20 protein-coding genes and 5 tRNA genes are annotated in these 23,459 nt (G+C 62.2%); 7 read left to right on the top strand and 18 right to left on the bottom strand.

From position 1 onward, the window contains the following. The first annotated feature begins 20 nt into the window (after positions 1 to 20). A complete protein-coding gene (locus tag E2H86_RS12790; RefSeq protein WP_133328272.1) occupies positions 21 to 764 on the top strand; it encodes a flagellar brake protein in 744 nt (247 codons plus the stop codon). Positions 765 to 831: 67 nt separating this feature from the next. On the opposite strand, the gene E2H86_RS12785 is transcribed toward E2H86_RS12790, so the two are convergent. Together E2H86_RS12785 and bkdR are read right to left on the bottom strand one after the other, a co-directional pair. Then, entirely contained in the window at positions 832 to 2,172 is a 1,341-nt protein-coding gene (locus E2H86_RS12785) for an MFS transporter (protein WP_133328270.1), read from the bottom strand. 165 nt (positions 2,173 to 2,337) lie between these two features. Next, the gene (gene bkdR, locus E2H86_RS12780; RefSeq protein ID WP_054891915.1) at positions 2,338 to 2,823 is read right to left on the bottom strand and encodes a Bkd operon transcriptional regulator BkdR; all 486 of its coding nucleotides are present in this window, start codon (positions 2,821 to 2,823) and stop codon (positions 2,338 to 2,340) included. Between the two features lie 197 nt (positions 2,824 to 3,020). Between bkdR and E2H86_RS12775 the strand changes: the two genes are divergently transcribed. The 5 genes from E2H86_RS12775 to E2H86_RS25970 all read left to right on the top strand — a co-directional run bounded on the left by E2H86_RS12775 (position 3,021) and on the right by E2H86_RS25970 (position 8,296). Continuing rightward, complete coding sequence (locus tag E2H86_RS12775; RefSeq protein WP_133328268.1) at positions 3,021 to 4,253, top strand: 3-methyl-2-oxobutanoate dehydrogenase (2-methylpropanoyl-transferring) subunit alpha; 1,233 nt, start codon at positions 3,021 to 3,023, stop codon at positions 4,251 to 4,253. A gap of 1 nt (position 4,254) precedes the next feature. Next, a complete protein-coding gene (locus tag E2H86_RS12770) occupies positions 4,255 to 5,313 on the top strand; it encodes an alpha-ketoacid dehydrogenase subunit beta (RefSeq protein ID WP_133328266.1) in 1,059 nt (352 codons plus the stop codon). Then, complete coding sequence (locus E2H86_RS12765) at positions 5,314 to 6,588, top strand: dihydrolipoamide acetyltransferase family protein (RefSeq protein ID WP_133328264.1); 1,275 nt, start codon at positions 5,314 to 5,316, stop codon at positions 6,586 to 6,588. 2 nt (positions 6,589 to 6,590) lie between these two features. Beyond that, positions 6,591 to 7,970, top strand: coding sequence for a dihydrolipoyl dehydrogenase (gene lpdA / locus E2H86_RS12760; RefSeq protein WP_133328262.1), 1,380 nt, complete (start codon positions 6,591 to 6,593; stop codon positions 7,968 to 7,970). A 161-nt stretch (positions 7,971 to 8,131) separates the two neighbouring features. Then, a complete protein-coding gene (locus E2H86_RS25970) occupies positions 8,132 to 8,296 on the top strand; it encodes a hypothetical protein (RefSeq protein WP_165976062.1) in 165 nt (54 codons plus the stop codon). 11 nt (positions 8,297 to 8,307) lie between these two features. On the opposite strand, the gene E2H86_RS12755 is transcribed toward E2H86_RS25970, so the two are convergent. Together E2H86_RS12755 and phnN are read right to left on the bottom strand one after the other, a co-directional pair. Beyond that, positions 8,308 to 8,384 (bottom strand) — tRNA-Arg (locus E2H86_RS12755). A 164-nt stretch (positions 8,385 to 8,548) separates the two neighbouring features. Next, a complete protein-coding gene (gene phnN / locus E2H86_RS12750) occupies positions 8,549 to 9,139 on the bottom strand; it encodes a phosphonate metabolism protein/1,5-bisphosphokinase (PRPP-forming) PhnN (RefSeq protein ID WP_133328260.1) in 591 nt (196 codons plus the stop codon). Between the two features lie 355 nt (positions 9,140 to 9,494). On the opposite strand from phnN, the gene E2H86_RS12745 reads away from it, so the two are divergent. Then, positions 9,495 to 9,821: an Arc family DNA-binding protein gene (locus E2H86_RS12745; protein WP_003254499.1), complete on the top strand. Its 327-nt coding sequence runs from the start codon at positions 9,495 to 9,497 to the stop codon at positions 9,819 to 9,821. Between the two features lie 252 nt (positions 9,822 to 10,073). Here E2H86_RS12745 and mgtE read toward each other — a convergent pair whose 3' ends face one another. The 14 genes from mgtE to aruF all read right to left on the bottom strand — a co-directional run bounded on the left by mgtE (position 10,074) and on the right by aruF (position 23,369). Next, positions 10,074 to 11,516: a magnesium transporter gene (gene mgtE / locus E2H86_RS12740; RefSeq protein ID WP_133328258.1), complete on the bottom strand. Its 1,443-nt coding sequence runs from the start codon at positions 11,514 to 11,516 to the stop codon at positions 10,074 to 10,076. A gap of 336 nt (positions 11,517 to 11,852) precedes the next feature. Beyond that, positions 11,853 to 11,929, bottom strand: a tRNA-Arg gene (locus E2H86_RS12735). Between the two features lie 69 nt (positions 11,930 to 11,998). Beyond that, a tRNA-Arg gene (locus E2H86_RS12730) sits at positions 11,999 to 12,075 on the bottom strand. 70 nt (positions 12,076 to 12,145) lie between these two features. Further along, positions 12,146 to 12,222 (bottom strand) — tRNA-Arg (locus E2H86_RS12725). Positions 12,223 to 12,329: 107 nt separating this feature from the next. Beyond that, positions 12,330 to 12,420, bottom strand: a tRNA-Ser gene (locus E2H86_RS12720). Positions 12,421 to 12,492: 72 nt separating this feature from the next. After that, positions 12,493 to 12,681 (bottom strand): carbon storage regulator CsrA, encoded by a 189-nt coding sequence (gene csrA / locus E2H86_RS12715; protein ID WP_043209419.1) that lies wholly within the window; start codon positions 12,679 to 12,681, stop codon positions 12,493 to 12,495. Positions 12,682 to 12,846: 165 nt separating this feature from the next. Then, a complete protein-coding gene (locus E2H86_RS12710) occupies positions 12,847 to 14,082 on the bottom strand; it encodes an aspartate kinase (protein ID WP_133328256.1) in 1,236 nt (411 codons plus the stop codon). A gap of 85 nt (positions 14,083 to 14,167) precedes the next feature. Continuing rightward, the gene (gene alaS / locus E2H86_RS12705) at positions 14,168 to 16,792 is read right to left on the bottom strand and encodes an alanine--tRNA ligase (RefSeq protein WP_133328254.1); all 2,625 of its coding nucleotides are present in this window, start codon (positions 16,790 to 16,792) and stop codon (positions 14,168 to 14,170) included. 303 nt (positions 16,793 to 17,095) lie between these two features. After that, complete coding sequence (gene astE, locus E2H86_RS12700; RefSeq protein WP_133328252.1) at positions 17,096 to 18,103, bottom strand: succinylglutamate desuccinylase; 1,008 nt, start codon at positions 18,101 to 18,103, stop codon at positions 17,096 to 17,098. Between the two features lie 10 nt (positions 18,104 to 18,113). Next, positions 18,114 to 18,404, bottom strand: a complete 291-nt coding sequence (locus E2H86_RS12695) for a topoisomerase II (protein WP_133328250.1) — start codon at positions 18,402 to 18,404, stop codon at positions 18,114 to 18,116. Between the two features lie 14 nt (positions 18,405 to 18,418). After that, a complete protein-coding gene (gene astB / locus E2H86_RS12690; protein ID WP_133328248.1) occupies positions 18,419 to 19,768 on the bottom strand; it encodes an N-succinylarginine dihydrolase in 1,350 nt (449 codons plus the stop codon). A 23-nt stretch (positions 19,769 to 19,791) separates the two neighbouring features. Next, positions 19,792 to 21,255, bottom strand: coding sequence for a succinylglutamate-semialdehyde dehydrogenase (gene astD / locus E2H86_RS12685; protein ID WP_133328246.1), 1,464 nt, complete (start codon positions 21,253 to 21,255; stop codon positions 19,792 to 19,794). Continuing rightward, positions 21,256 to 22,284, bottom strand: a complete 1,029-nt coding sequence (gene astA / locus E2H86_RS12680) for an arginine N-succinyltransferase (protein WP_133328244.1) — start codon at positions 22,282 to 22,284, stop codon at positions 21,256 to 21,258. 65 nt (positions 22,285 to 22,349) lie between these two features. Then, a complete protein-coding gene (gene aruF / locus E2H86_RS12675; protein ID WP_133328242.1) occupies positions 22,350 to 23,369 on the bottom strand; it encodes an arginine/ornithine succinyltransferase subunit alpha in 1,020 nt (339 codons plus the stop codon). Between the last annotated feature and the right edge of the window lie 90 nt (positions 23,370 to 23,459).

The raw sequence follows: 23,459 nt of genomic DNA, 5'->3' as shown, positions 1-23,459 counted from the left end.
TGCCTGGAGATTGATTACCCGTGTTCAATGAAACCGATGCCCCGCAGCCGCCAAAGGTGCTTACCACTCCTTTGGAGATCGTGGCCAACCTGCGCCAGTTGATGGATAGCCATGATCCGCTGATCATCACCTTCCCTGAGCGCAGCCAGCGGTTCCAGAGCTACGTGGTGCACGTCGATCGCGACAGTAACTGTCTGGCGCTGGACGAACTGATCCCTCGCGACGGCGAAAAATTCATCGAGAACGGCGAGCCCTTCCGTGTCGAAGGCTTCCATGATGGCGTGCGCATCGCCTGGGATTGCCACAGCGAGTTGAAGATCACCGAAATCGACGGCCATCGCTGCTACCGCGGCGGGCTCCCTGAAGAAATGACCTATCACCAGCGCCGCAACGCTTTTCGTGCGGCCCTGAAGCTGTCGCAACTGCTCGACATCATCCTCGACGGTGCCCACCTCAAGGGCAATGGTGCGCTACGTGGTAAACTGCTGGACATCTCCGCCACCGGCTGCAAGTTGCGTTTCGACGGCAATGTCGAGGAGCGCCTGCAACTGGGCCAGGTGTATGAACGCTTCAAGGCCGGCAACCCGCTGGGCCTGACCGATATCATGGTCGAGCTGCGCCACCTGCACTTCGAAGAGCGTATCAACACGACCTTCGCCGGCGTGCGCTTCCACAACCTCAATGGCCAGGCCCAACGCCGGATCGAAAGCCTGGTGTACCAGCTGCAGCGAGAAGCGCGGCGGTTCGACAAGGACGACTACTGATCACCTCGTACAAACCGCAACGCCACCCGATCGGGTGGCGTTTTCGTTTACGCTGAACTGCCCTGTCTCATACCGATTTGCCGCCCCCCTCCTCCGCCTGCGTCTCGGTCGGCTCGGCCTGCTCCTCGGCCTCGGTGTCTTCCGCCGCTACCGGCGACTGCATCACATCTTGCACGGTCTGCTCATCGACCCTCGGGTCGAGGGCCGCCGAGAGCGGCGAGCCGGCCGCCGGCATGGCGACGTGGCCCAGCGGCGCATCGTCCACCTGGTGCAGGCCGGTGACAGCCTTAGGCCGAATCCGCCACACCAGAACCAAGGCGAAAAACACGAAGAAAGCGTACAGCATCTGCGCCCCCAGGTACTTCATCAATACCCCGGCCGCCAGCGGCCCGATGCACGCCCCGACCCCATAGGTCACCAGCAGCATGGCCGTCAGCGAAACGCGCCGCTCGCTTTCCACATGGTCATTGGAAAACGCCACCGCCAAGGGATACAGGCAGAACTGCAGCAGCGAAATGACGAAGCCGATGCCGAACAACAACGCCATCGGTACGCTGGGCAACATCGCCAAAGGCGCCGAAGCCACCGCCAACCCCACCGCCACGCCGCGAATCAGCACCGCCCGGTCATAACGGTCGGACAGCCAGCCCAGTGGCCACTGCACCACCAGCCCGGCAAGAATGCAGCTACCCATGAACAGACCGACCTGCTCGGTCGGCAACCCCTGGCTGGAGGCATACAGCGGCGCCAGGCCATAGAACGAGCCGACGATCAGCCCCGACCCCAGCACCGTGCTCAAGGACTGCGGCACACGCTTGATGAAGAACTTCGGCTCCATCGGTGCCGGGCGCAAAGGGGCCGGGTGAATGCGCCGGGTCATCGCCACCGGCACCAGGCACAGGGCGAAACACATGGCGACCAGCATCAGCAGTTCCGGGCCCAACTGTGGATGCACCACCAGGATCAATTGGCCCAGCACCAGTCCCAGGTAGGAGGCGATCATGTAGCCGCTGAACACCGCGCCACGGTGCTTGGCGTCAGCCTGTTCGTTGAGCCAGCTTTCCAGGACCATGTACTGGCACATCATGCCCAGGCCGACGATCATCCGCAGCCCGACCCAGGCCGGCAGCCAACTGGTCAGGCCATGGCCGAGCACCGCAGCACCGACGATGCCGGCGCACGTGGCATAGGCGCGGATATGTCCGACCCGGCCAATCAAGCGGTGACCCACCTTCCCTCCCACCGCCAGGCCGAAATAGTTGGCCGCCATCAATGCACCGACCCACAGGCTGTCGACGTTCTCAGCGGCCAGGCGCAGCGCCAGGTAGGTACTCAACAGACCCGAGCCGATCAGCATCATCAGGGCGGCAAAATACAGCGAGCGAAAAGACTTCCAGATGTTTCGCATACGTCCCTTGAGGCTCCCGGGTCAGGTGGCGAATGGGTTGCAGCCAAGCATAAAAGCAAATCACCGACGACGCAGGCCTTGAACGGCAAAATAACCACACGAGGGCGCGTCCAGTAGCGGTTGTGTCGCGATCAGGCCTGAGCCGCCGGGTTTGTCTGGGCCGGCCTATTCCCGCAACGTCATCCCATTGGCAGGCAACGGCAACGCAGTCTTGTAGCGCACCTGCTTCAAGGCGAAGCTCGAGCGAATATTGGCCACGCCCGGCAGTCGCGTCAGGTAATCGAGAAACCGCTCCAGGGCCTGGATGCTCGGCAACAGTACCCGCAGCAGGTAATCCGGATCACCGGTCATCAGGTAGCACTCCATCACCTCTGGCCGTTCGGCGATCTCCTCCTCGAAGCGATGCAACGACTGCTCGACCTGCTTTTCCAAGCTGACATGAATGAACACATTCACATCCAGCCCCAACACTTCCGGCGACAACAATGTCACCTGTTGGCGGATCACACCGAGCTCTTCCATGGCCTTGACCCGGTTGAAGCAGGGAGTCGGCGACAGGTTGACCGAACGCGCCAGCTCGGCGTTGGTGATGCGCGCGTTTTCCTGAAGGCTGTTGAGGATGCCGATATCGGTACGGTCGAGCTTACGCATGAGACAAATTCACCGGTTTCTTCTGGTTATGAGGAATGTTTATCTGCGCTCGCGAGCAAAGGCAACCAACATGAGAGAAAAATTCTTCCGCCGTCCCTCTAAGATGTAATCAACGCTGACCTGCCAGTCACGAGCCGGCAGCCAGCAGCGACCGTTTCAAAGCTCACAAAAACAACATTCGAGCGAGCGTAAACAGCATGAACGAGTACGCCCCCCTGCGTTTGCATGTGCCCGAGCCTACAGGCCGGCCAGGCTGCCAGACCGATTTCTCCTACCTGCGTCTGAACGACGCCGGTCAAGTGCGCAAACCTCCCATCGACGTCGATGCCGCCGACACCGCCGATCTGTCCAACAGCCTGATCCGCGTGCTCGACGAACAGGGCAACGCCCTGGGCCCATGGGCCGAGGACATCGACCCGCAGGTGCTCCGTCAGGGCATGCGCGCCATGCTCAAGACGCGAATCTTCGACAGTCGCATGGTGGTCGCGCAACGTCAGAAGAAGATGTCCTTCTACATGCAAAGCCTCGGCGAGGAAGCCATCGGCAGCGCCCAGGCCCTGGCACTCAACCGCACCGACATGTGCTTTCCCACCTATCGCCAGCAAAGCATCCTGATGGCCCGCGACGTGTCGTTGGTGGATATGATCTGCCAGCTGTTGTCCAACGAACGCGACCCCCTCAAGGGCCGCCAATTGCCGATCATGTATTCGGTACGCGAAGCCGGCTTCTTCACCATCAGCGGAAACCTCGCGACCCAGTTCGTCCAGGCGGTCGGCTGGGCCATGGCCTCGGCGATCAAGGGCGATACCAAGATCGCTTCGGCCTGGATCGGCGATGGTGCCACCGCCGAATCCGATTTCCACACCGCCCTGACCTTCGCCCATGTCTACCGTGCACCGGTGATCCTCAACGTGGTCAACAACCAGTGGGCGATCTCCACCTTCCAGGCCATCGCCGGGGGTGAAGCCACCACGTTCGCCGGTCGCGGGGTGGGCTGCGGCATCGCTTCGCTGCGGGTCGACGGCAACGACTTCGTCGCCGTCTACGCCGCCTCCCGCTGGGCCGCCGAACGCGCCCGTCGGGGCCTGGGGCCAAGTCTGATCGAATGGGTCACCTACCGTGCCGGGCCGCACTCGACATCCGACGACCCGTCCAAATACCGCCCCGCCGATGACTGGAGCCACTTCCCACTGGGCGATCCGATCGCCCGCCTGAAGCAGCACCTGATCAACATCGGGCACTGGTCCGAGGAAGAGCATCAAGCCACCTCCGCCGAGCTCGAAGCCGCCGTGGTCGCAGCGCAGAAGGAAGCCGAGCAATACGGCACCCTTGCCAACGGCCATATCCCCAGCGCCGCCTCGATGTTCGAGGACGTGTACAAGGACATGCCTGACCACCTGCGCCGTCAGCGCCAGGAACTGGGGGTTTGAGATGAACGACCACACCAACAGCATCGATCCGGAAACCGCCATGGCCACCACCACCATGACCATGATCCAGGCCCTGCGCTCGGCCATGGATATCATGCTTGAGCGCGACGACAACGTGGTGATCTACGGCCAGGACGTCGGCTATTTCGGCGGCGTGTTCCGCTGCACCGAAGGCTTGCAGAACAAGTACGGCAAATCGCGGGTGTTCGACGCGCCGATTTCCGAAAGCGGTATCGTCGGCACGGCCGTGGGCATGGGCGCCTATGGTTTGCGCCCGGTCGTGGAAATCCAGTTTGCCGACTACTTCTACCCTGCCTCCGATCAGATCGTCTCGGAGTTGGCACGCCTGCGCTACCGCTCTGCCGGCGAGTTCATCGCCCCACTGACCCTGCGCATGCCCTGCGGCGGCGGCATCTATGGCGGTCAGACCCACAGCCAGAGCCCCGAGGCGATGTTCACCCAGGTCTGCGGCCTGCGCACGGTGATGCCGTCCAACCCGTATGACGCCAAAGGCCTGTTGATTGCCTCGATCGAGTGCGACGATCCGGTGATCTTCCTCGAGCCCAAGCGCCTGTACAACGGCCCCTTCGACGGCCACCACGAACGTCCCGTGACGCCTTGGGCCAAGCATCCGCAAAGCGCGGTACCCGATGGCTACTACACGGTGCCGCTGGACAAGGCGGCGATCACTCGGCCAGGTAACGATGTCACCGTGCTGACCTACGGCACCACGGTCTATGTCGCCCAGGTAGCCGCCGAGGAAAGCGGCGTCGACGCCGAAGTCATCGACCTGCGCAGCCTGTGGCCGCTGGACCTGGAGACCATTGTCGACTCGGTACGCAAGACCGGTCGCTGCGTGGTGGTCCACGAAGCCACCCGCACCTGCGGTTTCGGCGCCGAACTGGTGGCATTGGTCCAAGAGCACTGCTTCCACCATCTCGAGGCACCGATCGAACGCGTCACCGGTTGGGACACGCCCTATCCGCACGCCCAGGAATGGGCTTACTTCCCAGGGCCGTCGCGGGTCGGCGCGGCATTGAAACGGGTCATGGAGGTCTGAATGGGCACACACGTCATCAAGATGCCGGACATTGGTGAAGGCATCGCGCAGGTCGAACTGGTGGAATGGTTCGTCAAGGTCGGCGACGTCATCGCCGAGGATCAGGTGGTGGCCGATGTCATGACCGACAAGGCCACCGTGGAAATTCCCTCACCGGTCAGCGGCAAGGTGCTGGCCCTGGGTGGCCAGCCCGGGGAAGTGATGGCCGTAGGCAGCGAGCTGATCCGCATCGAGGTCGAAGGCAGCGGCAACCACGTCGACATCCCCCAGGCCAAGCCCGTCGAGGCCGCTCCTCCCAGTGAAGCGGCCAAGCCGCAAGCACGACCAACGCAACCTCAGCCGGCGGCCTGCCAAGCGCCTGCCGAGACTGTCGCCGCGCCGATCGTACCGCGCCAGCCGGGCGACAAACCGCTGGCATCGCCGGCCGTGCGCAAGCGCGCGCTGGATGCCGGTATCGAGTTGCGCTACGTGCATGGCAGCGGCCCGGCCGGGCGGATCCTGCACGAAGACCTCGACGCCTTCATGAGCAAGGCGCAGAGCACTGCCGGGCAAGCTCCTGGTGGCTACGCCAAGCGTACCGACAGCGAGCAGGTGCCGGTCATCGGCCTGCGCCGCAAGATTGCCCAGCGCATGCAGGACGCCAAGCGCCGGGTCGCGCATTTCAGCTACGTCGAGGAGATCGACGTCACCGCCCTCGAAGCCCTGCGCCAGCAACTCAATGCCAAGCACGGCGACAGCCGCGGCAAACTGACCCTGTTGCCGTTCCTGGTGCGTGCGCTGGTGGTCGCCCTGCGCGACTTCCCGCAGATCAACGCCACCTATGACGACGAAGCCCAGGTCATCACCCGCCACGGCGCAGTACACGTTGGCATCGCCACCCAGGGCGACAACGGCCTGATGGTGCCAGTGTTGCGCCATGCCGAGGCCGCCAGTCTATGGGCCAATGCCGGCGAAATCTCGCGCCTGGCCACAGCGGCGCGCACCAACAAAGCCAGCCGCGAGGAGCTGTCCGGCTCGACCATCACCCTGACCAGCCTCGGCGCCCTGGGCGGCATCGTCAGCACGCCGGTGGTCAATACGCCAGAAGTGGCGATCGTCGGGGTCAATCGCATCGTCGAGCGGCCCATGGTGATCGACGGCCAGATCGTCGTGCGCAAGATGATGAACCTGTCCAGCTCGTTCGACCACCGGGTGGTCGATGGCATGGATGCCGCCTTGTTCATCCAGGCCGTACGCGGTCTGCTCGAACAACCCGCCTGCCTGTTCGTGGAGTGACCATGCAACCGATCATCGACACCACCCTGCTGATCATCGGTGGCGGCCCTGGCGGCTACGTGGCCGCCATCCGCGCCGGGCAATTGGGTATCCCCACGGTGCTGGTCGAGGGCCAGGCCCTCGGCGGTACCTGCCTGAACATCGGCTGCATACCTTCCAAGGCGCTGATCCATGTGGCCGAGCAGTTCCATCAGGCGACTCATCAGGCCGGCCAGTCGCCCCTGGGCATCAGCGTCACCTCACCGCGCCTGGATATCGGGCAGAGCGTGGCCTGGAAAGACGGCATCGTCGACCGCCTGACCACTGGCGTCGCGGCGCTGTTGAAAAAGCATGGCGTCAAGGTGATGCAAGGCTGGGCAAAAATCCTCGACGGCAAACATGTCGAGGTCGACGGCCAGCGCATCCAGTGCGAGCACCTGCTGTTGGCCACCGGCTCGAACAGCGTCGAGCTGCCAATGCTGCCCTTTGGCGAAGCGGTGATTTCGTCCACCGAAGCGTTGGCCCCGACAACCCTACCCGACCACCTGGTGGTGGTCGGCGGTGGTTATATCGGCCTGGAGCTGGGCATCGCCTACCGCAAGCTTGGCGCGCAGGTCAGTGTGGTCGAAGCGCGCGAGCGCATCCTGCCGACCTACGACAGCGAACTCACAGCGCCAGTGGCCGAATCGCTGAAGAAGTTGGGCATTGCGCTGCATCTGGGGCATAGCGTCGAGGGCTACGCCGACGGCTGCCTGCTGGCCCGCGACGGTCAAGGCGGACAATTGCGCCTGGAGGCCGATCGGGTGCTGGTGGCCGTGGGCCGCCGTCCCCGCACCCAAGGCTACAACCTCGAATGCCTGGACCTGAAGATGAACGGCACGGCAATCGCCATCGACGCACGCTGCCAGACCAGCATGCGAAATGTCTGGGCCATCGGCGATGTCGCCGGCGAGCCGATGCTGGCCCATCGCGCCATGGCTCAAGGTGAGATGGTCGCCGAGATCATCGCCGGCAAGACTCGCCGCTTCGAGCCCAACGCGATCGCTGCGGTGTGCTTCACCGACCCCGAGGTGGTGGTGGTCGGCACCACGCCCGAGCAGGCCAGCCAACAGGGTCTGGACTGCCTGGTCGCGCAGTTCCCGTTCGCCGCCAATGGACGGGCCATGAGCCTGGAGGCCAAGAGCGGCTTCGTACGGGTGGTGGCGCGGCGTGACAACCACCTCATCGTCGGCTGGCAGGCGGTCGGGGTGGCGGTCTCGGAACTGTCCACGGCGTTTGCCCAGTCTCTGGAAATGGGCGCGCGCCTGGAGGACATCGCCGGCACCATCCACGCTCATCCCACCTTGGGCGAAGCTGTACAGGAAGCGGCGCTGCGCGCATTGGGGCATGCATTGCATATCTGAACCGCGCCACTGGCAACGGCTATTGCCCGCGAAGGGTCAGCGCAATAGCCGATCGCCGTTGGCTTGGCGCACATCCTGCGGCGCCCCGCCATGTATGCAGGCCTGGGAAGCAACCGATTGCGGCGCTTGCGCGTCGGCGTCTTCGATCAGCAGTCATCGGCGTGCTGCAGCCGACTGGACTGGCCCCACAGCATTCCGAGTACTGCTGGAGCAAGCCCTTGCAGGCCATCTACCGAATTGCCGGACTGAGTGGATTGCAGTGGGTATTCTGTGCCGCGATGATCGTAGTCATTGGCTACGTGCGCGTGCAGGGAGGCGGAGGCTGAAAGAAGAAGCGTGGCGTCCCAGGCAGGATTTGAACCTGCAACCTTCCCCTTAGGAGGGGGATGCTCTATCCAATTGAGCTACTGAGACATTTTGTCGGCATGTGAAACCGAGCGAGAGGACGGCGAGCATCTTAACCAGCGCGATGCCGTTTGTCATGCCTCGATGAACGGCAAGCGATTTTTCCGCTGGCAACACCGGCCTCTTCGCAGCCAGATCGCCCCCCAAGAATCATCTCGCTCATCGCTGCGACCTCAGGTCGGTATCACCTCTTCCCTGCGCAGCAAATCCATCAGCGCCTCGACTGCCATCTCCAGCGAATCGGAGTTATCCAACCGATACACATCAGCATCCACTGCGCCCTGCAGCGAGGCCCCACGCGCTAAACGCTGCGCCACCTGAGCCGGGGTTTCGCGCCCACGGGCGAGCAGGCGCTGATGCAAGATCTCTGGTCGTACCTCGAGACGAATTGCCAGCAAGTGTGGATAGCGCTGCCGCGCTTGGGTGAGGTAGGCGCGCGAACCATTCACCAGCACCGGATGCCCTTGTTCAAGCCATCGATCCACCTGTACCGGTATCCCGTAATCCAGGCCATTGGCCCGCCAATGCATAGCGAACGCGCCGGCCGCCAGCATCGCCTCGAATTCCTCGTAGGTCACGCCCTGAGCAGCTTCGCCCTTGGCTTCGGCGGAACGCGTGATGACTCGACGAGCGATTTTCACACCGGCGTCGATCAACCTTGGCCGGGCGGCGTCCATCAAAGAATCCTTGCCCGAACCGGAAGGCCCCATCAGGAAAATCAGGCGTGCTGAATGAAAACAGCTATCGCTTGCGTCATGTTGCATAGCCACTATGCTCTAAGGAGGTGAAGGAGCGCATTTTAGGGATTTTCCGGACCCTTTGCTGCGTTTTACCCGGTTTTGACGGCAATCGGCTGACGGTATGGCGCGCCGTTCAGTATAAAACTAAGTAAAAGTTTTCAAACCAGTACGCATTTCTGATAATTGGTACTGGCAAAAAGCCTCCACCGAGATCACTATTAGTCACAGAATTGACGCCAATGAAACGGCAAAAATGGCAAAATGAAGCGCCTATTTTTCATATCGGTTGAACATTTTGTCGTCGTCACGGTCGTACTTCCATCCCGTGCGGCCAATTTGAGAACCGCTTCCCCCTGAACCAGATATCCGGTCAATTTATATGCGCCCAATGAAACAGGCTATTTATTCGAGCCGCACTGCTGACAAGTTCGTCGTCCGCCTGCCAGACGGAATGCGTGAGCGCATTGCCGAGGTAGCGCGCAACCATCACCGCAGCATGAACTCCGAGATCATCGCGCGCCTGGAACAGAGCCTCATCCAGGAAGGTGCGTTGGGCGACGAGCTGAGCATGCGCCTGGACAGCCCAGAGCTGTCCTTGCATGAACGCGAGTTGCTGCAGCGCTTCCGCCAACTCTCCCACCGCCAGCAGAATGCCCTGGTCGCCCTCATCGCGCACGATGTGGAAATGGCCGCAGACGCCTCCTGAGGTTTTCAGCCAGCAAACAAAAAGCCAGCGCAAGCTGGCTTTTTTAATGCCGTAAGGTATTTGGCGCCTGTGAGATCGAGCGCCGCGCGGGCGGCGCTCGATTCACGCACCACCTCAACTCCCAAGACAAGCACCTGGTGGCTCTCACCAATCTGCCGCTAAACCAAACACAGCCACTCTTTCCCAATATTCCGTGAAGAACCTTTTTTATGCCTGTCGCCAAAGGGCGCTATGCGCGCCCTCTGCCGCGGATCACAGCAGGAACAGCGTCGCCAGACCAAGGAAGATGAAGAAGCCGCCGCTGTCGGTCACCGCAGTGATCATCACGCTCGACCCCATCGCCGGATCACGCCCCAGCCGTGTCAAGGTCATTGGGATCAACACCCCCATCAACGCGGCCAGCAGCAGGTTCAAGGTCATCGCTGCGGTCATCACCAGGCCCAGCGACCAGCTGCCATACAACCAGAACGCCACGGCACCGATCACTCCCCCCCAGATCAGGCCATTGAGCAGCGAAACTGCCAGTTCCTTGCGCATCAAACGGCTGGTGTTGCCAGGCGAAACCTGGTCAAGCGCCATAGCGCGCACGATCATGGTGATGGTCTGGTTGCCGGAGTTGCCACCGATACCCGCCACGATCGGCATCAGTGCCGCCAGGGCCACCAGCTTCTCGATCGAGCCTTCGAACAAACCGATCACTCGCGAAGCGACGAAAGCCGTGATGAGGTTGATGGCCAGCCAGGCCCAGCGGTTGCGCAGCGATCGCCAGACGGAGGCGAAGATGTCTTCTTCCTCGCGCAGACCGGCCATGTTCAACACTTCGCTTTCGCTCTCCTCACGGATCAGGTCGACCATTTCATCGATGGTCAGACGACCGATCAGGCGGTCGCTCTTGTCCACCACCGGCGCGGATACCAGGTCGTAACGCTCGAAAGCCTGTGCGGCGTCGTAGGCGTCTTCATCCGGATGGAACGACACGGGGTCGGTGGCCATGACCTCTGCCACCTTCTTCTCCGGATCGTTCACCAAAAGTCGCTTGATCGGCAGGACGCCCTTCAGTATGCCCTCGTAGTCGACCACGAAAAGTTTGTCGGTGTGGTTCGGCAGCTCTTTCAAGCGGCGCAGGTAACGCAGTACCACTTCGAGACTGACATCCTCGCGGATGGTCACCATCTCGAAGTCCATCAGCGCACCGACCTGCTCCTCGTCATAGCTCAGCGCCGAGCGCACGCGCTCACGCTGCTGGGCATCGAGACTTTCCATCAGCTCATGGACGACATCGCGCGGCAATTCCGGCGCCAGGTCGGCCAGTTCGTCGGCGTCCATTTCCTTGGCCGCGGCGAGCAGTTCGTGATCGTCCATATCGGCGATCAGCGACTGGCGAACGGCATCGGACACTTCGAGGAGAATGTCGCCGTCGCGATCCGAGCGCACCAACTGCCAGACCGTCAGGCGGTCTTCCAGGGGCAAGGCTTCGAGGATATAAGCGATGTCGGCGGGGTGCAGGTCATCGAGCTTGCGCTGCAGCTCAACGAGGTTCTGGCGGTGGACGAGGTTCTCGACCAGGTCCTGATGCTGGCCTTCCTGGCGATGCGTGAGGTCTTCCACCACGCGCTGGCGCTGCAGCAACTCGACCACCTGAGCCAGGCGATCCTGCAGGCTGTCTTGGCCTTTCTTTACTTCTACTTCGGTCATAGGCGAACTCCACTCCCAGCAGCGGAGCACGCCGGGAGAATCAATCTGTCAGATCAAGCTGTATGAAACGTATTAGGGAGTAACTACTGGGTAAGTCCATGGTGGTTTTCCACAAGCCCCGGCGGGGCTGACGGGCGCAATCATACACTGCCTAAGCTGTCAGATCGCTTAAAATTTTGGCCAGAACAATCGTTTGCGCGATAAAGATGTGACAACGCATTAAGCCAACAGTGCAACGATTGTCGATTACTGTAGGAGCTTAGTTGCAGATCGATGACAATTCAGCGAAACGGAAAAACAAAAAGCCCGCTCATATGAGCGGGCTTCTTGATGGTGTGGCGGACTCAGGAGGATTCGAACCTCCGACCGCTCGGTTCGTAGCCGAGTACTCTATCCAGCTGAGCTATGAGTCCGTGGTGGTAGTTTTAGACCAGATTACCACTGGTTGCTGAAGCGCCTTGCGAGCAAAGCCACTTCAAAAGTGGCGGACTCAGGAGGATTCGAACCTCCGACCGCTCGGTTCGTAGCCGAGTACTCTATCCAGCTGAGCTATGAGTCCGTGGTTGGTAGTTTTAGACCAGATTACCACTGGTTGCTGAAGCGCCTTGCGAGCAAAGCCACTTCAAAAGTGGCGGACTCAGGAGGATTCGAACCTCCGACCGCTCGGTTCGTAGCCGAGTACTCTATCCAGCTGAGCTATGAGTCCGTGTCTTGCCGCGCATTATAGTTCGCCGAATCGATTTGCCAAGCACTTTTTCGTTTAATTTCAACGACTTAGTCAACTTGACCGTTTACAGCGCCCTACACGAAAAATGGCGGTGAAGGGGGGATTCGAACCCCCGATACCCTTATGAGGTATACTCCCTTAGCAGGGGAGCGCCTTCGGCCACTCGGCCACCTCACCGCAACACGAGGCGAATATTAAACACAGCTCCCCTCGTTTGCAACCCTTTTTTTTAAAAAAACTTCAAAAAAATTAAAGGGTTGGCTCTTCGTCCTTCTCTTTCTTGATCCGCAGGTAGATTTCCTCGCGGTGAACGGCCACTTCCTTGGGCGCACTGACGCCGATACGCACCTGGTTGCCTTTGACGCCGAGCACCGTCACGGTGATCTCGCCGTCCCCAATGATCAGGCTCTCGGCGCACCGACGAGTCAGAATCAACATAGCTTTCTCCTCACGCAAAACATTCAGGGACCACAGTCTGTTGGTAACAGGGCCTGGTCGTGGACGACGACTCAGGCCCCAGGGCTATCACGCAGGCAGGACAGGGCCCACGCAGTAGCCAGAAACGCGAAGGGCGCGGCTAAGCCGCGCCCTCCTGGCGTCGACTCACTCGCTCTGTCGGGCAGGTGCGTCGAGTTCGAAAGCAGTGTGCAGGGCGCGCACGGCCAGCTCCAGGTACTTCTCTTCGATCACTACCGAGACCTTGATCTCGGAGGTGGAGATCATCTGAATATTGATGCTCTCCTTGGCCAGCGCTTCGAACATGCGGCTGGCAACACCCGCGTGGGAGCGCATGCCGACGCCGACGATCGAGACCTTGGCGATCTTGGTATCACCGCTCACCTCACGCGCACCGATCTCGCGGGCGGTATTTTCCAGCACGGCGTAGGCCTTCTCGTACTCGTTGCGGTGTACGGTGAAGGTGAAGTCGGTGGTGTTATCGTGCGAGACGTTCTGCACGATCATGTCCACTTCGATGTTCGACGCGCTGATCGGACCGAGGATCTTGAAAGCAACGCCCGGGGTATCCGGCACGCCACGAATGGTCAGCTTGGCCTCATCACGGTTGAAGGCGATACCGGAAATGATCGGCTGTTCCATGGATTCCTCTTCATCAATGGTAATGAGGGTACCCGGACCCTCCTTGAAGCTGTGCAGCACGCGCAGCGGAACGTTGTACTTGCCGGCGAACTCGACCGAACGGATCTGCAGCACCTTGGAGCCCAGGCTGGCCATTTCCAGCATTTCTTCGAAGGTGATCTTCTCCAGGCGGCGCGCCTGCGGCACGACGCGCGGATCGGTGGTGTAGACGCCATCGACGTCGGTGTAGATCTGGCACTCATCGGCCTTGAGCGCCGCCGCCAGGGCCACGCCGGTGGTGTCGGAGCCGCCACGGCCCAAGGTGGTGATGTTGCCGTGCTCGTCGACACCCTGGAATCCGGCCACCACGACCACGCGACCGGCCTTGAGATCGGCGCGGATCTTCTGGTCGTCGATCTGCAGGATACGCGCCTTGTTGTGGGCGCTGTCGGTGAGGATGCGCACCTGGTTACCGGTGTACGACACCGCAGGCACGCCACGCTTCATCAGGGCCATCGCCAGCAGGGCAATGGTGACCTGCTCACCGGTCGAGACGATCACGTCCAGCTCGCGAGGAACCGGCTGATCGGTAATCTGCTTGGCCAGGTCGATCAGGCGATTGGTTTCACCGCTCATGGCCGACAGCACAACCACCAGGTCGTCGCCCGCTTCACGGTGTTTCTTGACCTTTTCGGCTACCTGCTCGATCCGCTCGATGGAACCGACAGAGGTGCCGCCAAATTTCTGTACGATCAACGCCATTTCAATGGTGCCTCAGCCCATACAGGGCCCCAAAAAAACCATCCAACATGAAGGGGCCGGCGACTAGACCGCCGACCCCTTCATCTCAAAGTCCCTGCTCTGCGAATGGCACGGCCAGCGCCAGGGCATTGTCCAGCGCAGCGACGTCGACGCCACCACCCTGGGCCATGTCCGGACGGCCACCGCCCTTGCCACCCACCGCCGCAGCGGCTTGTTTCATCAGGTCGCCAGCCTTGAGTTGACTGGAGAGGTCCTTGGTCACGCCGGCCACCAGCACGACCTTGCCCTCATGCTCACTGCCCAGCAGGATCACTGCGTGGCCGAGCTTGTTCTTCAGCTGATCGACCAGGGCCAGCAGGGCCTTGCCATCCTGCCCATCCAGGCGAGCGGCAAGTACCTTGGCACCCTTGACCTCAACGGCCGCGTTGGAGAGATCGTCCCCGGCGGCGCTGGCGGCCTTGGCCTGCAGCTGTTCCAGCTGCTTTTCCAGCTGGCGGTTGCGCTCGAGCACAGCCGACAGCTTGTCGATCAGGTTGTCACGGTTGCCCTTGACCAGTTGCGCGGCTTCCTTGACCTGCTCTTCGGCAGCGTTCAGGTAGGCCAGCGCAGCCGCGCCAGTCACCGCTTCGATACGACGCACGCCCGAGGCCACGCCGCCTTCGCTGATGATCTTGAACAGGCTGATATCGCCGGTGCGCTTGGCGTGGATACCGCCGCACAGCTCGACGGAGAAGTCACCGCCCATGCTCAGTACACGTACGGTGTCGCCGTACTTCTCGCCGAACAGGGCCATGGCGCCCTTGGCCTTGGCGGTCTCGATATCGGTCAGCTCGGTTTCGACCGGCGTGTTCTTGCGCACTTCCCGGTTGACGATTTCTTCCAGCGCCTTGATCTGCGCGGGGGTCACTGCCTCGAAGTGGCTGAAGTCGAAACGCAGGCGCTGGCTGTCGACCAGCGAGCCCTTCTGTTGCACGTGCTCGCCCAGGACCTGGCGCAGCGCTTCATGCAGCAGGTGGGTGGCGGAGTGGTTCAGCGAGGTGGCGTGCTGGACGTCGGCATCGACCTTGGCCTCGACCGGCGCACCGATCAGCAGCGCGCCACTGGCGACCACGCCGTGATGCAGGAAAGCACCGCCGGTCTTGGTCGTGTCGCGTACGTCGAAGCGTACGGCACCGGCCTGCAGGAAACCGCTGTCGCCGACCTGGCCGCCGGACTCGGCGTAGAATGGGGTGCGATCGAGGACCACGACGCCCTCCTCGCCTTCGCCCAACTGGTCGACCGCTTGGCCGTCTTTGTACAGGGCGATGACCTTGCCCTGCCCTTCGGTAGCTTCGTAGCCGAGGAACTCAGTGGCGGTATCGACCTTGACCAGGCTGTTGTAGTCCATGCCGAAGGCACTGGCGGAACGGGCGCGCTCGCGCTGGGCGTCCATTTCGCGCTCGAAGCCGGCTTCGTCGATGGTCAGCTCGCGCTCACGGGCGATGTCGGCGGTCAGGTCCATAGGGAAGCCGTAGGTGTCGTAGAGCTTGAACACCACATCGCCCGGCACCACGTTGCCCTTGAGCTGGGCCAGGTCCTGCTCGAGGATGCGCAGACCCTGCTCCAGGGTCTTGGCGAACTGCTCTTCTTCGGCCTTGAGCACGCGCTCGATATGCGCCTGCTGGCTCTTGAGCTCGGGGAAGGCTTCACCCATTTCAGCCACCAGTGCCGCGACGATCTGGTAGAAGAAGCTGCCCTTGGCGCCCAGCTTGTTGCCGTGACGGCACGCCCGGCGAATGATGCGGCGCAGCACGTAACCGCGGCCTTCGTTGGACGGCAGTACGCCGTCGGCGATCAGGAAGCCGCAGGAGCGGATGTGGTCGGCGACGACTTTCAGCGAGGCCTGCTCATCGTTGCTGCAACCGATGGCCTTGGCGGCGGCGGCCAGCAGGTTCTGGAACAGGTCGATCTCGTAGTTCGAGTGCACGTGCTGCATCACCGCACTGATGCGCTCCAGGCCCATGCCGGTATCCACCGACGGCGCCGGCAGCGGGTGCAGGACGCCATCGGCGGTGCGGTTGAACTGCATGAAGACGTTGTTCCAGATCTCGATGTAGCGATCGCCGTCTTCCTCCGGCGAGCCGGGCGGGCCACCCCAGATGTCCGGACCGTGGTCGTAGAAGATTTCGGTGCAGGGGCCGCACGGGCCGGTGTCGCCCATGGTCCAGAAGTTGTCGGAGGCGTATGGGGCGCCTTTGTTGTCGCCGATGCGCACCATGCGCTCGGCCGGGACACCGACTTCCTTGGTCCAGATGTCGTAGGCTTCGTCGTCGCTGGCGTAGACCGTGACCCACAGCTTGTCCTTGGGCAGGTTCAGCCATTTTTCGGAGGTCAGGAACGTCCAGGCGAAGGTGATCGCATCGCGCTTGAAATAGTCGCCGAAGCTGAAGTTGCCCAGCATCTCGAAGAAGGTATGGTGGCGCGCCGTGTAGCCGACGTTTTCCAGGTCGTTATGCTTGCCGCCGGCGCGGACGCACTTCTGGCTGCTGACCGCACGGGTGTAGGCGCGCTTTTCCTGACCGAGGAAGCAGTCCTTGAACTGGTTCATGCCGGCGTTGGTAAACAGCAGGGTCGGGTCATTGCCCGGAATCAGGGAGCTGGAGGCGACTCGGGTGTGTCCCTGCTCTTCGAAGAAGCGAAGGAAGGCTTCACGGATTTCTGCGCTTTTCATAGGTTCTTCCACGGAAACGGCGGCCCAGAGGGCAAACGCGTCGACGAAACGACGGCAAAGGGCCGCATTATATCGGTCCTGCAGTCTCGGTGCAGTGTGTTTATGCGATAGAAAGCGTCGAATGCACGGTTTTTCGGGGCGTTGCAATCGAAAACGACATGACCGGATGCTATCGCCTGCGTTTCGCCACTGGCAAGCCAATTACCGCCCAAGGAAAGGGAAAATGGAACAGGCGGTGAATTAAAAGGTTTTCACCTGGGATCGGATCCGAAATTACCCCGCCTTGCTAGCGCGACACCACCCTCACCCCAGGCGCTGCCCCGAATCCGGCACGATCAGAATGCCCGCACGCAAGCCATTCTTGACCTTGGGGTTGGGAAAGATGATCCGTGCCCCCTCCTCCTCGACCACCCAGCGCATTTCCGCCAGATCCTCGGCCAACAGATAGCCTTTGCTCAACTCGGAGAAGTTCTCGATATCCGCTGGCAGGTGCAGGTGGAAGCTATCGCTGTGCTTGATGATCTCCCGAGCGACGCTGAACAGCTTCAGGCCATCCAGGGAGTCGGCAGTCTCGGGCTCGGTGCCCTCGATGATATGGATCAGCCGCTCTTCGAGCCTGTCCAGGTTGACCTGTTCGTTCTGCCCGAACGGACGTGCCTTGCCCAGCTCCAGCGTGAAGGCTTCGGCGTCGAGTTGCTCGTAGGTGAAGGCACTGAAGGTGATGGACGACTTGCTCTGCAGCAGCACCGCCTCCATGCCTGCAGCGGCCAGGCGGGCCAGCTCGCGGCGGGAATGCTTGCGACCTTCCTTATAGGGATACAAGGCGAATTGCTCGATCTTCGACCCGCGAATGGCCGTGTGCAGGTCATAGTGCAACCGGGTGCGCTCAGGTTTACTGAAGAACACCCGGGCGAACTGCTCCAACTCGGCGGCGCGCAAGGCCTCGAAGCCACTGGACAGCTCGTGCCGACCATTGAACAGGCGGTTGATGTCCTGTTCGATGAAACGCTCTCCCTTGCGAATCGCTGCCGGGTTGCCGAACAGGAACAACACCCGCGCACGCGGTTTGATCTTGCCATTGGCAACGCCATGCAACAGCCGCTCGAGCAACTCGATCGGCGCGGTTTCGTTGCCGTGGATGCCGGCAGACAGCAGCAGGTCCAGGCCGCAATCCTCGGCTTCGGCCGGGCGAACTTCGAGCGCGCCCTCGCCTAGCCAGCGCAAACGCACGCCCTTGGGTGTCACTTGGGTCTTCTCGGCCGGTTCGTGATCGGTGAGGGTCAGCTCAAGCAGTTTGCCAAGGGCGAGCATAGGCGCTTCCTTAGTGGTGGTGGCCGCAATCCGGACCGTGGACGTGATCGTCGTCTTCGCCGACTTCGGCCGGTTCCATCTCCAGCTGCAGGCTGACCAGGTTGGTGGCCATCGGACGCAGCAAAAGGTTGGCGTATTCGCTGTCGCCTTCCTCGACATCCACACCGATCAGCAGCTGGCCGCGACCATCCTGCTGGATCCACACTTCCTTGCCTTGCCACACCACGGCGAACCGGGTGCAGGAGGTTTCCAGCTGGGTACCATCGTGGTCTTCGAGGATCAGGCGCAGGGCATCGGACATTACATTCACTCTCTTCAAGGTTGGCGTTGGAACGGATAGACCGAACCCAACTGCAGAATCTGGGTCAGCTCATCCAGTGCCGTACGGCACTCGATCAGCAATTGCGGGTCGGCAAGGTCCGCTTCGCCGAGGCGGTCGCGGTAGTGCTTGTCGACCCACTGCACGAGCGTCTCGTACAGTGGAGCGGTCATGATAACGCCTGGATTGACCGCCGCCAGCTCGCTTTCCTTCAAGGCTACCCGTAACCGCAGGCAAGCAGGGCCACCGCCGTTCTGCATGCTCTGCTTGAGGTCGAAGACTTTGACCTCGCCCACCGGGCCACCCTGGCGGGTCAACTGCTCGAGGTAGGTCCAGACCCGTTCGTTGTGCCGACATTCCTCCGGGACCACCAGCAACATCGAGCCATCGTCGCGGCTGAGCAACTGGCTGTTGAACAGGTAGGAGCGCACCGCATCCTCCACCGCTACCGACGCACGAGGCACCTGGATGGCCTGGAAACGACCACCCTTGCTGGCCAGTTTAGCCTGCAGTTGGCCAAGCATCGCCTCGCTGTCGAGGAACGCGTCCTCGTGATAGAACAACACTTCGCGATTACCCACCGCGATCACGTCATTGTGAAACACGCCCTGGTCGATCACGGCCGGGTTCTGTTGAGCGTAGACCACCCCGTCTTCGCTCAGGCCGTGCAGTCTGGCCACGGCCTGAGAGGCCTCGAGGGTCTGGCGCGCCGGGTATTTCTGCGGAGCCGGATAGCGGCTGTCGAAGGCGCTGCGCCCATAGACGAAGAACTCGACGCCCGCTTCACCGTAGTCGCGACAGAAACGCGTGTGGTTGGCCGCACCCTCGTCGCCGAATTGCGCCACCGCTGGCAATGCCGGATGGTGAGCGAAGTGCTGTTCATCGGCGAACATCGCCGCCAGCACACGGCTGGTAGTGGGGTGCTCGATGCTGCGATGGAACTTGCAGTTGAGATTGGCAGCGGTGAAATGCACGCGCCCGTCCGCCGTGTCGGCACTGGGACTGACGGTCGCGGCGTTGGCCACCCACATGCTCGACGCCGAACAGCTAGCGACCAGCAGAGGCATGGCCTCACGGGCGGCACGCTGAATCACTTCGCCGTCACTGCCGGAAAAGCCAAGGCGGCGCAGCGCGGCCACGTCGGGGCGTTCCTGCGGCGCTATCACCCCCTGCTTGAAGCCCAGATCGACCAGGGCCTTCATCTTGGCCAAACCCTGACGCGCCGCCTCTCGGGGGTTGGAGGCCTGCTGGCTGTTGCTCTGCGAAGCCACGTTGCCGTAGGACAAGCCGCCGTAATTGTGGGTAGGCCCCACCAGGCCATCAAAATTCACTTCGTAGGATTTCATCGACTAGGCTCCGCAGCCTGTTGTTATAGGGTGATACCCGGCGTCAGGGTCGCCGGCAGGGCAAGGCAGGCCGTCTCCAGCGAAGCCACAGGGTAGGCGCAGTAGTCCGCAGCGTAATAGGCGCTGGCGCGGTGGTTGCCACTGGCGCCCACACCGCCGAACGGTGCGGTGCTGGCGGCACCGGTCAGCTGCTTGTTCCAATTGACGATGCCGGCGCGGCTGCGCAACCAGAAGTACTGGTAACGAGCACGCGAATCGGATAACAGCCCGGCGGCCAGTCCGTATTGGGTGTTGTTGGCCTCATCGATGGCAGCGTCGAAGTCGCTGTAGCGAATCACCTGCAGCAAGGGCCCGAAAAATTCCTCGTCAGGCCGCTCGGCGACGCCACTGACGTCGACGATGCCCGGTGTCAGCAAGGCGGCATCGGCATATGGCTGGGTCATTTCCAGCAGCCCCACTGCGCCCTTGCCCAACAGCTCGGCCTGAGCGGCGAGCAATGCCCGGGCGGCGTCCAGAGAGATCACCGACCCCATGAACGGCGCCGGCTGCTGATCGAAGGCGCCCACGGTAATGCTGCGGCTTACTTCGACCAACCGGGCCAGCAGCGCATCGCCCCAGTCACCCTGCGGCACCAACAGGCGGCGCGCGCAGGTGCAGCGCTGGCCAGCAGAAATGAAGGCCGACTGAATGATGGTGTATACCGCCGCGTCCACGTCCTTGACCTGATCGACCAGCAATGGATTGTTACCGCCCAGTTCCAGCGCCAGGATCTTGTCCGGGCGCCCCGCGAACTGCTGGTGCAGCAGGTTACCGGTACGGCTGGAACCGGTGAAGAACAGACCATCGATACCCGGATTGGCAGCCAGGGCCATGCCAGTCTCACGGGCGCCTTGCACCAGGTTGAGCACGCCGGCCGGCAACCCGGCGGCGACCCAGCAGTTGACGGTCAGTTCAGCGACCTTGGGCGTCAGCTCGCTGGGCTTGAACACTACGCAGTTGCCGGCCAACAATGCCGGAACGATGTGCCCGTTGGGCAGGTGCCCTGGGAAGTTGTAGGGGCCGAACACTGCCACCACACCGTGCGGCTTGTGCCGCAACACGGCGCTGGCATCGCCCAGCGGACCGCTCTTCTCACCCGTACGCTCACGGTAGCTCTGCACCGAGATCGCCACCTTGTTGGCCATGCTGGTGACTTCGGTCGCAGCTTCCCACAGTGGCTTGCCGGTCTCCTCGCCAATGCAGTGGGCCAACGCTTCGGCATGCACCTTGAGTTGTTCGGCGAAGGCCTCAAGTACGGCGATACGTGCCTCCAGGCTCAGTTGCGCCCAGCCCGGAAATGCCTGGCGCGCAGCCTTCACGGCAGACTCGACCTGGGCTGCGTCAGCGCCCTGCCCCTGCCAGACCAGTGCCTGGCTGACCGGGTTGAATGACTGCAAGGGGGCGCCCTGCCCGACCTGCCATTGACCTGCGATGTAATGGGTAGACATTTACTGACCCTCCCGGCTCGCCGAAAGCGGCACGGCTCGCACGTTGTCGCCAGCGCCCATGCGCAGGCGCTTGGCGGTCGCCGGATCGACCACCAGGGTGCCGGCAGCCAGGCGTGCCGGGGCTGCGGTAATGCGACAGTCGTCGCGCTTGCGGTTGTGGATGATGTAAGGCGTGGCATCGTCGCCCGGCGTACCCACGGCCAACACCAGCGTCTGGCTGTCACGCACCGCGCGAACCTTGGCGGTCTCGCACTCGATGGCGGGGCCGGCATCGAAGATGTCGACATAGCCCTGGTAGCTGAAGCCCTCCTGCTTGAGCATCGCCAGCGCCGGCTCGGTGTCGCTGTGCACGCGGCCGATCACGCTGCGCGCGGCGTCGGACAGGAAGCAGGTGTACAGCGGGAACTTGGGCATCAGCTCGGCGATGAACGATTTGTTGCCCACCCCGGTCAGGTAGTCGGCCTGGCTGAACTCCATCTTGAAGAAGTGCCTGCCCAGGCTCTCCCAGAACGGCGAGCGCCCATGCTCATCGGACATGCCACGCATCTCGGCGATGATCTTGTTACCGAACAACTCCGGAAACTCGGCGATGAACAGCATGCGTGCACGGGACAGCAAGCGACCATTGAGACCACTGCGGTGGTCACTGCGCAGGAACAACGAGCACAGCTCCGAGTTGCCGGTCAGGTCGTTGGCCAGGAACAGCGTGGGGATTTCACGATAGATGTTCAGCTCCTGGGAAGCGCTGACGGTGAGGCCGACCCGGTAGTTGTACCAAGGCTCGCGCAGACCCACGGCGCCGGCGATGGCACTGATGCCGACCACCAGGCCCTCGTCGTTCTCCAGCACGAACAGGTAGTCGGTATCGCCGCGCTCGGCTTCGCCTCGAAAGCTCTTCTCCGCCCAGCCGACCCGATGCCCGAGGCGCTCTTCATTGGCCGGCAACGTGGTCAACCCGGTGGTGCCGGTGCTGCGTGCCAATTCGATCAGCGCGGGTAAATCGCTGCTGCGTACAGGACGAACGATCATGCTATCTCCTTGTGCGCGGGCTTGGGCCTGCGCAAAAACTCTCTATCGCAGAATGCCGACTGGCCTCAGACCGCAACCAGGCGCACGCTGGCGCCTTCGCCCACACCCAGAGCCTCAGCCGCTGCGCTGTCGAGGCTGACCGGCTTGCCCGGCACCCAGTCGAGCTCCAGCAACACTGCGCGGTAGTCCTGCAGCAAACCGTTGCACACCAGGTACGGTCGTCCGCCCTTGACCGGCACGTCTTCGATCTTGACCGGCGCGAGGCGGCTCTGGGCGATCGAACGAATGCCCGAGGTCCGCGCATGCAGGGTCGGCCCGCCGTCGAAGATGTCGATATAGTGTTCGGTCTCGAAGCCATCGCGCATGAGGATGTCGAAGGTGATCTGCGCACGAGGATGGACCTGCCCCATGGCCTCCTGGGCTGCATCCGGCAGCAGAGGCACATAGATCGGGTAATGCGGCATCAGCTCGGCGAGGAAGGTGCGGCTTTTCACCCCACACAAGCGTTCGGCATCGGCGTAGTTGAGGTCGAAGAAGTTGCGGCCGATGGCGTCCCAGAACGGCGATTCGCCCTGCTCGTCGCTGTAGCCGACGATCTCGGTGACCACCGAATCTGCGAAACGCTCCGGGTGCGAAGCCATGAACAGCAGCCGTCCACGGGAGTTGAGCTCGGCCCAGCCGCTGCTCACCAGCTCCGGCAACACATAGAAGCTGGTCAGCAGGCTGTTGCCGGTGAGGTCGTGGCACAACGAGAGCACATGGATCTTGTTGTGGATCTTCAGTTCACGCGAGGCATGCACGAACGTTTCGTTGCGAAAACTGTAGAACGGCTCGGAGTAGCCGGCCGAGGCGACGATGGCCGAGCAGCCGGCCAGCTTGCCGGTCACACTGTCCTCGAGCACGAAGAAGTAGGTCTCCTCGCCGTTGAAACTGACCTCGGCGGCGAAGGATGTCTCGGATGCGGCAATCTTGTCGCCCAGACGGGCGGCATCGTCCGGCAGCGAGGTGACACCAATGGGGCTGTCGGCAGCCATGCGCTGCACGTCGTTCAGATCAGCCATTTGCGCGGGGCGCATCACCAGCATGGTGTCACTCCTTTCGGGTCGGCGTGCCGAAAGCCTCGGCACGGAAAAACGGCGGATGCGGCAGCAACCTGCCAACTCGCACCCGCATTG

The sequence above is a fragment of the Pseudomonas putida genome (genome assembly GCF_004357765.1).
In the GTDB taxonomy this organism is placed as follows: domain Bacteria; phylum Pseudomonadota; class Gammaproteobacteria; order Pseudomonadales; family Pseudomonadaceae; genus Aquipseudomonas; species Aquipseudomonas putida_U.
This window is presented reverse-complemented; position numbering and strand designations above follow the sequence as displayed.

What these genes read in the sequence shown, in the direction of transcription:
- astD (WP_133328246.1), bottom strand. Translation starts at nt 21,255, where the DNA reads ATGTCTACCCATTACATCGCAGGTCAATGGCAGGTCGGGCAGGGCGCC.
- E2H86_RS12695 (WP_133328250.1), bottom strand. Translation starts at nt 18,404, where the DNA reads ATGTCCGATGCCCTGCGCCTGATCCTCGAAGACCACGATGGTACCCAG.
- csrA (WP_043209419.1), bottom strand. Translation starts at nt 12,681, where the DNA reads ATGTTGATTCTGACTCGTCGGTGCGCCGAGAGCCTGATCATTGGGGAC.
- E2H86_RS12765 (WP_133328264.1), top strand. Translation starts at nt 5,314, where the DNA reads ATGGGCACACACGTCATCAAGATGCCGGACATTGGTGAAGGCATCGCG.
- E2H86_RS12785 (WP_133328270.1), bottom strand. Translation starts at nt 2,172, where the DNA reads ATGCGAAACATCTGGAAGTCTTTTCGCTCGCTGTATTTTGCCGCCCTG.
- E2H86_RS12710 (WP_133328256.1), bottom strand. Translation starts at nt 14,082, where the DNA reads ATGGCGTTGATCGTACAGAAATTTGGCGGCACCTCTGTCGGTTCCATC.
- astE (WP_133328252.1), bottom strand. Translation starts at nt 18,103, where the DNA reads ATGCTCGCCCTTGGCAAACTGCTTGAGCTGACCCTCACCGATCACGAA.
- E2H86_RS12745 (WP_003254499.1), top strand. Translation starts at nt 9,495, where the DNA reads ATGCGCCCAATGAAACAGGCTATTTATTCGAGCCGCACTGCTGACAAG.
- mgtE (WP_133328258.1), bottom strand. Translation starts at nt 11,516, where the DNA reads ATGACCGAAGTAGAAGTAAAGAAAGGCCAAGACAGCCTGCAGGATCGC.
- bkdR (WP_054891915.1), bottom strand. Translation starts at nt 2,823, where the DNA reads ATGCGTAAGCTCGACCGTACCGATATCGGCATCCTCAACAGCCTTCAG.
- alaS (WP_133328254.1), bottom strand. Translation starts at nt 16,792, where the DNA reads ATGAAAAGCGCAGAAATCCGTGAAGCCTTCCTTCGCTTCTTCGAAGAG.
- aruF (WP_133328242.1), bottom strand. Translation starts at nt 23,369, where the DNA reads ATGCTGGTGATGCGCCCCGCGCAAATGGCTGATCTGAACGACGTGCAG.
- astB (WP_133328248.1), bottom strand. Translation starts at nt 19,768, where the DNA reads ATGAAATCCTACGAAGTGAATTTTGATGGCCTGGTGGGGCCTACCCAC.
- astA (WP_133328244.1), bottom strand. Translation starts at nt 22,284, where the DNA reads ATGATCGTTCGTCCTGTACGCAGCAGCGATTTACCCGCGCTGATCGAA.
- phnN (WP_133328260.1), bottom strand. Translation starts at nt 9,139, where the DNA reads ATGCAACATGACGCAAGCGATAGCTGTTTTCATTCAGCACGCCTGATT.
- lpdA (WP_133328262.1), top strand. Translation starts at nt 6,591, where the DNA reads ATGCAACCGATCATCGACACCACCCTGCTGATCATCGGTGGCGGCCCT.
- E2H86_RS12770 (WP_133328266.1), top strand. Translation starts at nt 4,255, where the DNA reads ATGAACGACCACACCAACAGCATCGATCCGGAAACCGCCATGGCCACC.
- E2H86_RS12775 (WP_133328268.1), top strand. Translation starts at nt 3,021, where the DNA reads ATGAACGAGTACGCCCCCCTGCGTTTGCATGTGCCCGAGCCTACAGGC.